Source organism: Microcoleus sp. Pol12B4 (assembly GCF_036701385.1).
Taxonomy (GTDB): Bacteria; Cyanobacteriota; Cyanobacteriia; order Cyanobacteriales; family Microcoleaceae; genus Microcoleus.
The window spans coordinates 35,178-45,517 of sequence record NZ_JAUBQR010000025.1; the positions used below are offsets into that span (position 1 = coordinate 35,178).

General features: G+C 43.8%; 4 protein-coding genes. 2 read left to right on the forward strand and 2 right to left on the reverse strand.

All coding sequences use genetic code 11. The features are described from left to right. Positions 1–148 precede the first annotated feature (148 nt). A complete protein-coding gene (locus QUA38_RS05920) occupies positions 149–301 on the forward strand; it encodes a hypothetical protein (RefSeq protein WP_333077529.1) in 153 nt (50 codons plus the stop codon). Between the two features lie 336 nt (positions 302–637). Here the strand turns inward: QUA38_RS05920 and QUA38_RS05925 are convergent, their stop codons facing one another. Then, complete coding sequence (locus QUA38_RS05925) at positions 638–1,858, reverse strand: hybrid sensor histidine kinase/response regulator (protein ID WP_333160046.1); 1,221 nt, start codon at positions 1,856–1,858, stop codon at positions 638–640. A 248-nt stretch (positions 1,859–2,106) separates the two neighbouring features. Further along, positions 2,107–8,598: a PAS domain S-box protein gene (locus tag QUA38_RS05930; RefSeq protein ID WP_333160048.1), complete on the reverse strand. Its 6,492-nt coding sequence runs from the start codon at positions 8,596–8,598 to the stop codon at positions 2,107–2,109. A gap of 1,023 nt (positions 8,599–9,621) precedes the next feature. Here QUA38_RS05930 and QUA38_RS05935 point away from each other — a divergent pair. Next, positions 9,622–10,340 (forward strand): PEP/pyruvate-binding domain-containing protein (locus QUA38_RS05935; RefSeq protein WP_333160050.1); only part of this gene is annotated, 719 nt, incomplete at its 3' end.

Consider the following 10,340-nt stretch of genomic DNA (forward strand, 5'->3'; position numbering starts at 1 on the left):
GACTATGACCCTTGGGTTTTTGCGTACAGTGGCATTTTTTTACAGCTATCCTTTTGCTATTTTTTAGTAATTATAAAATCTCAGCAGCGGATGCAGCTACCTAGCTCATGATTGGGGAACTTGAATCGCACGCTTGAGAGTGCGCTGTGTGCTTGCAGACCCCGCAGATTTATTTGTAGAATTGAGTTCTTCGCTGCAAGTTTTCCGCCTCGCCCCAAACCTAGTGGCTCCCAACTATTATACTCTTACCAATATTGCAACTCAACTCTCTTTTAATTTACAACCTTTGGCAGGGGAATAGCAAGAGGCAAGTCAAAAAAGGGCGGACTAATCAAAATTTGCATGGCTAATTGCCTTTGAAACTTTAGATTTTAAATAGCCGTTTAAAGTTTGCCTAAAGTGGCATTATTATTTTTTAATAATGCTATTATTACTAAGGTACGAGAATTACCGTTGATTTACAAAATACGCTCTGAGATTGTGTTAGCTTAATTGCCTGCACTTAGCGCATATTTGTATTGAGCAATGGAACTCCTCTCTTGCTCCAGTAAGCAAGATTTGCATTGCTTGCTTCAAACCTAATTACCAACTTAATTGCGATTGTCTATCCGGGCACGATTTAACTCAGTTGAGTCGCTCAATTTTTCTGCGGCTTGGGCAGCACAACTGTAAACACGCTGCCTTGGCCGACATTGCTGCTAATAGCAATCTCACCGTTAAAAGGTTTTAAAAGTTCAATACAAGTATAAAGTCCTAGGCCAGTGCCTGTCGGTTCCCCTTCGATTTTTTCCTCGCCTTTAGGCGGCTTGGATGTGTAAAAAGGGTCAAAAATTTTTGGCAGTTCTTCAGATGATATGCCGCATCCCGTATCTGCAATATCCATATATATGTTCGAGTCATCTTGCCGAGTCACGATAGTTATTTCTCTGCTTTTCTTTTCCCACATAGCATCCATTGCATTATTGATTAAATTATAAAATACTTGAGAAATATATGAATAAATTAATGGAATACTGGCAATTTCTTCGTCATAAAAGTATTTTTTTCTAATCTTATTTTTAAAATACAGGTTGCCTTCCAATAGCTGAATTTCTCTCTGCACTAAATCGTTGATATTCACCGGGTGCAAATCTTGCTTTTGCTCGTTTCGGCTTTTCATCATCAGAGTATCCATAATCTGATTGATTTTTGTGACCGCTTGAAAAATATACTTACTATAATTAAACAGAGAGTCTTCTTGAATTTGTGTAGCTTTTGTTTCAATCAAATCAACGCTAGTCTGAATCACTTGCAGCGGACTTTTGAGGTTGTGAACCATTCCCTGGGTCAAACGTCCAATGATGGCTGTTTTTTCCTGGTTTATTAACTGCTTGGTTTTTTGTTCAACAAGTTTTTCCAGGTTTTGGTTGAGGTGGGCAAGTTCGAGGTTTTTTTCTTCGAGTTTTTTTTGCAAGCTGCGGATTGTCAAGTGGGTTTGAATCCGGCTCAAAACTTCTTCGTGCTGGAAAGGCTTAGTGATGTAGTCAACGGCTCCTGTCTGAAAGCCTTTTACTTTATCAGGCGTATCAGAAAGGGCGCTCATAAATATGATGGGAATATCTTGCGTTGACGAGTCTGCTTTCAAACGTCGGCAAGTTTCAAAACCGTCAATTCCTGGCATCATGATATCCAAAAGAATCAAGTCTGGATGGATATAGTCAATTTGCTCGATCGCACTTTCGCCGTCTAGAGCTACTAATACTTTAAACCCATAATTCCTTAACAACTCGAAAAGTACGTCAAGATTTGTTTGGTTGTCATCGACAATTAGTATGATGCTTCTTTCGGAATTCTTATCGTTCATATTCAAGGCAAACATTCAAGTTTTTTACTTTTTAGTTGTGGGTTGTGAGTTTAAATGGGATTAAAGCGATTTTCGGTGGCTCTCGAAACCAGGTTGCTTCGTAGATCCCTTTATTTGCAATCACTCTTTCTTTTATGGGGGGGTAGGACGCCCATCCCACCAAAATTTTATTCTCTGTGGAACAGGCATATTGCCTGTTGCTGACAAAAATGCAAGATGTGAGATTTAACGGATTTTGAGTTGTGTGTTAACTACAGTCAATTTTAGGACAAATGTTGCTTCAAAAAATCTCTAATTTGCTTGAGCTGAAATCCTTTAGCAAGTTGGCGCAGGTGATGAACGAAAGGCACTAATGTCGGGTCAGAATGTTCGATTTTAGCAGTTTCTTCCAGAATAGCTTCAATATCGCCCATTGCAGCCAATCTTAACAATGCCAAGACTGACTCTGAGGCAGGAGACACCATCGTGGAGTCAGCAGCAGCAATCTCAGAAGATGCTTTTGCAGTTTTATCTATCCGCTGTTTGGTATGTGATCTTTCTTCGTAAACCCATTCTAGTCTCAAATGCAGGCGCAATAATTCTAAAAGCTCGTTAGTTTGAATCGGCTTGGTGAGAAAATTATCGCAACCTGCAAGCCTGCTCTCTTGCTTGGTAGTCTCGTAAACGTTAGCGGACAAAGCAAGGATCACCGTATCTTTTAATTCCGGCAACCGTCGCAGCCGCCTGGTAGCTTCCCAACCGTTCATTACGGGCATCAGCAAATCCATGAAAATTATATCCGGTAGAAATTCCTGTGCTTTATGCAAGCAGTCTTCGCCGTCTGTAGCTTCTGCAATTTCAAAGCCTAAATGAAAAAGCAGCCTGTGCAACATGGCGCGATTTACTTCGTGATCGTCCACTATTAGCACTTTCCGCTGAGGACCGGTAAAACCTACAAGCCGTCTTTTTTCTTGCCGGGATGGGAGTTCCGAACACTGGGCGACTGCGGGCAAGTCTAGATCCAACCAAAATATGCTGCCTTTGCCGGAGGTACTTTGGACGCGAATTTGGCTGCCCATCATTTTGACTAATTTTTGGCTGATGGAAAGTCCTAGTCCGGTACCTTCGACGAAATTGTTATGATCGCCCACTTGATGAAAAGGCAAAAATATGTCTTCTAATTTATTCTGCCCGATGCCAATGCCGGTATCTTCGATTTGAAAGCGAATTTTAGGGGTAGGGGCACGGCCGATATTTTCTGCTGTTGTCACCTCGCGCGCTTCTGTTGTTCCCAGCGGCGGGTTCGACATTTGCTGCACGTCTAAATTCGCGGTCCAATTGATCGTTTGATTGGCAATTTTTGCTGGCAAATTAGAATTTTCGCAGTTAGTTTGAGGAGAATTGTCGGGAAATTTTTCTGCATAACCGACTTTGAATGTAACCCTGCCGCTGTTCGTAAACTTAACGGCATTGCTGAGCAAATTTATCAAAACTTGACGCAACCTTTTTTCGTCTGCCAAAATACTGTCGGGAAGCGCTGAAACCTGATCGTAATTAAAGGCAATTCCTTTTTGAGCAGAGCGCATCTTGAACAAATCAATAATACTTTTAACAAAACTGGAAAAATGCACGTTTGTTAGCGACAGCTCCATTTTACTAGCTTCGATTTTTGAGAGGTCTAAAACATCATTAATCAGCATCAGCAGGTGATTGCCGCACTGGTGAATGTTGTTAAGACTTTCCTGCTGATCTGCGGTAAAGTTTTTATCCACTTTGAGCAGTTGAATGTACCCCAAAATCCCGTTCAAAGGCGTCCGCAATTCGTGGCTCATGTTGGCGAGAAAGTCGCTTTTAGCGCGGTTGGCGGATTCGGCGGCTTCTTTAGCTAATTGCAGGGCGGCTTCTGCAAGTTTGCGATCGGCAATTTCAGTTTGTGCTTGTTCAAATAGCACCGATTGCTGAATGGCGATCGCCAATTGCACCCCCAATTGTTTTAGGCACTCTCCCTCCAATTGTTGCCAGGGACGCGGGCCTGTGCAGTGGTGGGCAATTAACAGCCCCCACAAGTTTTCGCCTTGCAAAATCGGCACTACCAGATTCGCTCTCACATCGAGCCGAGTCAACAAAGCCAAGTGGCACTCGGCTAGGCCGGCATTGTGAACATCTTCTATGGCTCTAATTCTGCCGTCTTGGTAAAGAGGAACGTAGGCTGCCCCGAAACAGGGGTCATAAATTTCCATTCCTACAATCGGTAGGAAATTTTCGGCAACCGACTCGACAGCGATAAATCCGCTCCAATCAGGATTGAATTGGTAAATAATAGTGCGGTCTACTTGCAAAAAATGTCGCACTTCTTCGACGCTTTTGGTGAGAATTTCTTCGAGATTGAGAGAAGATCTAATGCGTTCCAGCATGGCTACTGCCAACTGTTCACGCTTTAACTTTTGGCGCAAAATTAGTTCAGATTCTTTGCGCTTTGTGATATCTGTAATTACTGCAATTAAGCCGATGTAATTACCATTAATATCTTGAATACTGTCGGCTCGCACCAGAGCAGTTACTGCTTCGCCGCTCTTAGTTTGCAGTGCAAGTTCGCCACACCAAGAGCGACCTTGGCGAAGGCTTTTATAGATCTGTTTGTAATTTTTATGCCGGACATAAAGCGCGGCCATATCGTCAATATCATTGAGTTCTTCCACCGTGTAGCCGTAGCGCTGAATGAAGGCTTGATTGTGGTAAATAGACCGCCCTTTCAAGTCGGCGATCACGATCGCGTCGCTGGTACTTTCGACGGCTTGAGTGACCTGCAGTAAAGCTAATTCTGCTGCTTTGCGATCGCTAATATCCGTCATCGAACCCACCATCCGCAGAGGGTTTCCAGCTTCGTCCCACACTGCTTGAGCGCGGGCGAGCACCCACTTATAGCTACCGTCTTTGCACTGCAAGCGGTATTCGGCGGCGTAATAGGGGGTTTGGCGATCGAGATAACCTTGGATCGCTGCTTGCACTGGTGAGCGATCGTCTGGATGGATGCGATCGATCCATGCGCTGTAGGTGCTGTCGATTTCGCCGTCTGTGTAACCGATAATTTCTTGCCAGCGGGCCGATCGAAAAGCTTCATTTGTTTGAAGATTCAGATCCCAAATTCCGTCTTGATTGCCTTTGAGAACTAACTGCCAGCGTTCTTCACTTTTACGCAATTCTTCTTCGGCTTGTTTGCGCTGAATATGATCGCCCAACTGAGTCGCTACAGCCTTGACCAACTCTACTATACGCGGTTCCATAATCGAGCGGTCGCGCTTGCAGAATACTAAAACTGCCAGCACCTTTGAGCTAGCGTGAATTGGCACTCCGAAACAAGCTTTTAATCCGACTGATGCCGCCATTTGCGATCGGGCAAAAAGATGATTTTTGGCTAGAGAAATATCTTCAATCCATTCTACTTTTCTGGTTGACCAAATCCGTCCAGGTACTGCCACTCCGGCAGCGAATCTAATTTTTTTACTTTCGCGGCCGAACGCATCTAAATCGCGATGGCTAGCGTACCAAGTTTCGCTGTGTTCCAAAAAAGTACCGTTAGCACTCGGTATCCAAGCTTCCGCAAAATTCCAGCCGATCGCATTGGACAGCAACCGCAGGATATCTGGGAGGGCGCTATGAAAATCTGCGGACTGACTAATGGCTTGAGTTGCGGCCAGCAAAAGCTTTATTTCATCTTCTGCTTGTTTGCTTTCTGTAATATCAGTTGCCGTGCCGAGAATTTGTTTTAACTTACCGTCGGCTGTTTTCGCAAATACAGTATCTCGGCTAACCATCCAGCGCCAAGAACCATCCTTGTGCCTAATTCGGTATTCAATTTCAAATATATCCCCTTCGATCCCTGTTTCGACTTGCTGTAAATAATCAGGCATTTTGATAGAATCTTCGGGGTGGATTAAAGTTGACATCATCCACGGCCCCATTGCCTGAATCTCTTCTACTCTATAGCCAAGAATGTGGTAGATAGAAGCGTTCCCATAGATAGTTTTTTTTTCAATTAAGTCACAAACATATAAAATATTAGGACTTGCCCCAGCAATTTGTTGAATGAATCGCTGGCTCTCTCGCAGTGCTGCTTCTGCTTGTTTTCTTTGGGAAATATCGCGAACAACGCAAATAGTTTCTCCGCCGGCTAGCATGGTCAGCGATACATCTAAAGGAACCTTCGATCCGTCGCGGCGGCATCCTACTGCTTCGGTCATGTACCAACCTTTCTGCACTAAAGTAGGCAGAACTTCTTGCTCAAACCTTTGCAGTTCTGCACCTTCGTAGCATACTTTCCAACTTTTGCCTAACAGTTCTTCGACAGAGTCGTAACCGTAGATTTTTAGTCGTGCTGCGTTGCAATAAATCAAAAGTCCGTCGGTATCGATTATGGCTATACCTTCGGAAGCGGCAGCCATTGCCGCTGCTTGCCTCTGAAGTTTTGACTCAAAACGTTTGCGATTGGTGATGTCGCGGACGATCGCGATAATTTCGTCATCGGTACAGAAAACAATTCTCGCTTCAAAATCGTACAGTTCATCATTAACGGGCATTTGATATTCTACAACTTGAATTTCGCCAGTCGCGATCGCTTGTTGATGACCCGACAAGATTTTGTCAGCAAAAGCAGCCGGCAATATGTCTTGTGCTTTTTTGCCAATTAGTGCTTTTTGTGGGAGGATTTTATCGAAATCTTTTGCGGGCTTGAAGTCTACAAAAGTGCCGTCTGCCCGACAGCGAAATATCATGTCTGGTATCGCATTTAAAAGAGCGCGGTTAGTGGCTTCGCTCTTACGCAATTCAGCTTCAGCTTGCTTGTTAAATGTAACGTCCCGGGCCACTGCATAAATCAAACCTTCTTCTGCAAACGGCGATGCTGTCCATGACAGCCATTTATAAGTACCATCTTGGCAAAGATAGCGGTTTTCTAAGCTAATAACGGGGTGGCTTTTTTTAAGTTTTTCTAATTCCGCTACAGTAACTTCTAGGTCTTCTGGATGGATGAATTCTATCAAAGGTTTGGCTAAGATTTCATCACTGCTATAACCTAATACATTTGACCAAGCGGGGTTTAAGCGTTTGAAATAGCCATCAAAACCTGCAATGCAAAGTAAATCCAGCGAGAGATTAAAAAATCGATCGCGGTCTTGCTGGGTTTGTTTCAATTCGGTAACATCCATCACCAAACCGTCCCAAACTATATCGCCGTTGGCTTGCTTTTCTGGCTTCGACGCCCCTTGCAGCCATTTCACTCGATCTCCCATAACTTGCCGCCACTGGTGTTGCCAAGCTTGCTGAGTCGCCGCTGAAGTTGCGATCGATCGCTGTAAGTCTGAGATGTCGTCTGGGTGAACTGCTGTAAAAGCCAAAGTGGCATTTTCTTCTATTTCTTCGGGTTTTAAATTGTAGATTTGCCAACTGCCGGAAGAAACGTAAGTAAAAGATGTTTTACCATCTACATCAAGCCGATATTGATAAATCATTCCCGGCACGTTATCGGTCATTATTTGAAATCGGGCTTCGCTTTCCTGCAACGCAATTTGCTGGCGCTTGTAGTCAGTGACATCTCGCATTGTTCCGACCAACATTTTACGACCATCGGCGTTGTTAAATACTGTTTTTTTAGTAGATATAATGCGTTCTTTGCCACCGCGATCGGTAAAAACTTCTTCTGTTTCCTGAGAAAGACTTCTTTGCAATACTTGCTCGTCTTGTTGCCAAAAAAAAGCCGCTTGTGCTGGGGGTAAAAAATCGTATCCTGACTTGCCAATCAGTTCCGACCGCCTTTTTCCTATCAAATTGCAAAAAGCATCGTTTAAAACGATCCATTGGTGCTGCTCATCTTTAACAAAAATTGGGTCAGGGGTAGAATTAATCGTGTGATTTAAAAACTCTTCTGATGCTTTTAATTGAGCTTCGTAACGGTAGCGATCGCTCACGTCCAAGACTACTTTAATCAGATGGTCTATCGAGCCGTCTAGGGCGCGGATACAGCGCAGGTAAACTCTAGTATAAACTGTATTTCCGTCTTTTCTGCGCCATCTTTGGTCTAAAACATAGCCTTCACTCTCCCCTGCTAAAATTTTATTGAACTGCTCTAAACTCGCCTGCAAGTCTTCAGGAAAACCCCACCTCTCCCAATTCTCATGCAAAAAATCTTGGCGATCGTACCCCAGCAAATCACACAAAGCATCGTTTACTTCCAACCACTCGTATTTTTCTGGTGCTGAAGGGGATATCGGAGGAGCAAGAATGGCAATTCCGACGAGAGAATTCTCGACTACCGAGCGATATTTTTCTTCACTTTTTCGCAAAGCTTCTTGGTTGTGCTGTCGCTCGACTGCGTAACGAAGCGATCTAATTAACACTTCGCTGTCGATTTTTCGCTTGACTAGATAATCTTGAGCTCCGGCTTGGATTGACTGCACGGCAAGCTCTTCATCGTTGCGGGCAGTCAGTACGACAATCGGAGTATTTAGGCTATATTCTTGTATTTTGACAATTGTATTTAAGTCTTGGCTATCGGGCAGCGAAAGATCTAGTAAAATCACATCAAAATCTTCGCCGATCAAAAGTTCCTGCGCTTTACTGAGACGGTCTGTACAACTTACTGATAGCCTTTGGGGTTCGGCTCTACTAACATTTGTTTCTAATAATAATTCTTCGATCAGCTCGGCTTCTGCTTGATTGTCTTCGACCAGAAGAACTTTAAAGCCGTTTCGCTTTGCGGGTGGACTCAAAACTGATATCATATACCTTGTTTTTTGTCAGAAGGCAGTGTAGCCAACTATTATAGCATATAAAGAATTGTATAGCCACAAATCCCCCCGTTCCAGTTGAAAACTCTTTGGTGCAAGAATTACAAGGGAGTATCTCATATTTGTAAAAACACTTCTTTTCCCTCGTTCCTTCTTCCTCTTGCCTTCTGCCTCCTGCCTCAAAAATCCCATTTCTAGCTGGGTTGCAAAAGTAATATTATCCTATTTACAATGCACTCTATATCAGAGAGTGGACTCTTCTAAAAAACGGGTTTTTCTGCCCATTTCACAAAGAGTAAACTTTCTGGTTATGGGTTATTTTAACGCGCCTTTAAAAGGCTTATTGAAAATGGCGCAATATCTGATATCTATGCGATTGTGTTTTTCCTCTAAGTAGGTCAAAGCCATCAGAGGGAAAATTTTTAGGGTTTTTACAAGCTGGGTTTCAAGAGGAAACTAAGCTGCTGAGTATTTTTTGGGGCCATCGCCCCTGTGACCAGATTTTAGATTTTAGACTTTAGATTTAGTCCACAGATGAATCGGCGAGGTTGAACTAGAATCTAAAATTTTGGGTGACTCACGACTCCTGTCGGAAAGTAAGTATCCATTTTTGGGCGGGTTCAGGCGATGATCGCGCGATCGCACTTCACCCTTTGTTGCCCTTGGATTACGCTAGCAACAGCATCCAAGCGATATCCCCGCACCAATAAGCGCTCAACGCCAAAAAAGCGGTGGCAACTATCTTCGCTATTTATGTTTTTACCAATTCTTTTATAATACCTTACATAAACTGATTACTGCGATTTCTTTACTTTCTGCAATCAAATAAAATATCTCCACAGGCCTTGCTATTTAGCAAAAAAGTGATAATCTTGAATTAGAGGCAATCGAAAACTCGGTTGATACAGCCTAGGAAAAAACTTGAGAATTTTAGTAACAAAATTACAATTCCCAATAACCTGTCTTTTGTTTACTGTCCTTTGACCGAAATGAGCTGAAGTTGAGAGGAAATAAGCAATGCTCGACAATTTAGCAATTGAACAAAAACCCGGTTTAATCCCCAAAGAAAAAGCCTTAGTATTGTGGTTTGATGAAGTCGGCATCGCCGACATTCCATTAGTAGGAGGTAAAAATGCTTCTTTGGGCGAAATGATTCAACAGTTAACCGCCCAAGGAGTCAGAGTTCCCAACGGATTTGCCACTACAGCACACGCTTACCGCTACTTCATCCAGTCAGCGGGTTTAGAAGCTAAATTGCGCGAAATTTTTGCTGATTTAGACGTAGAAGATCTGCAGAACCTGCGACAAAAAGGCAAGCAAGCGCGGGCACTGATTCTGGACACACCATTTCCGCGAGAACTCCAAGCGGCGATCGCAGATGCTTACGAAAAATTGTGCGATCGCTACGGCGACAGTACCGACGTAGCAGTGCGTTCCTCCGCCACCGCCGAAGACTTACCCGACGCTAGCTTCGCGGGACAGCAAGAAACCTACCTCAACGTCCAAGCTTGCGCTGGCGTCCTCGAATGCTGTCACAAATGCTTTGCTTCGATATTCACCGATCGCGCGATTTCCTACCGCCAACAGAGGGGTTTCGACCACTTTGAAGTCGCCCTATCAGTCGGCGTCCAAAAAATGGTGCGATCGGACTTAGCATCCTCCGGCGTCATGTTCAGCATCGACACCGAAACCGGATTCAAAAACGCCGTATTAGTCACCGCCGCCTACGGATTAGG

What these genes read in the sequence shown, in the direction of transcription:
- QUA38_RS05930 (WP_333160048.1), bottom strand. Translation starts at nt 8,598, where the DNA reads ATGATATCAGTTTTGAGTCCACCCGCAAAGCGAAACGGCTTTAAAGTT.
- QUA38_RS05925 (WP_333160046.1), bottom strand. Translation starts at nt 1,858, where the DNA reads ATGTTTGCCTTGAATATGAACGATAAGAATTCCGAAAGAAGCATCATA.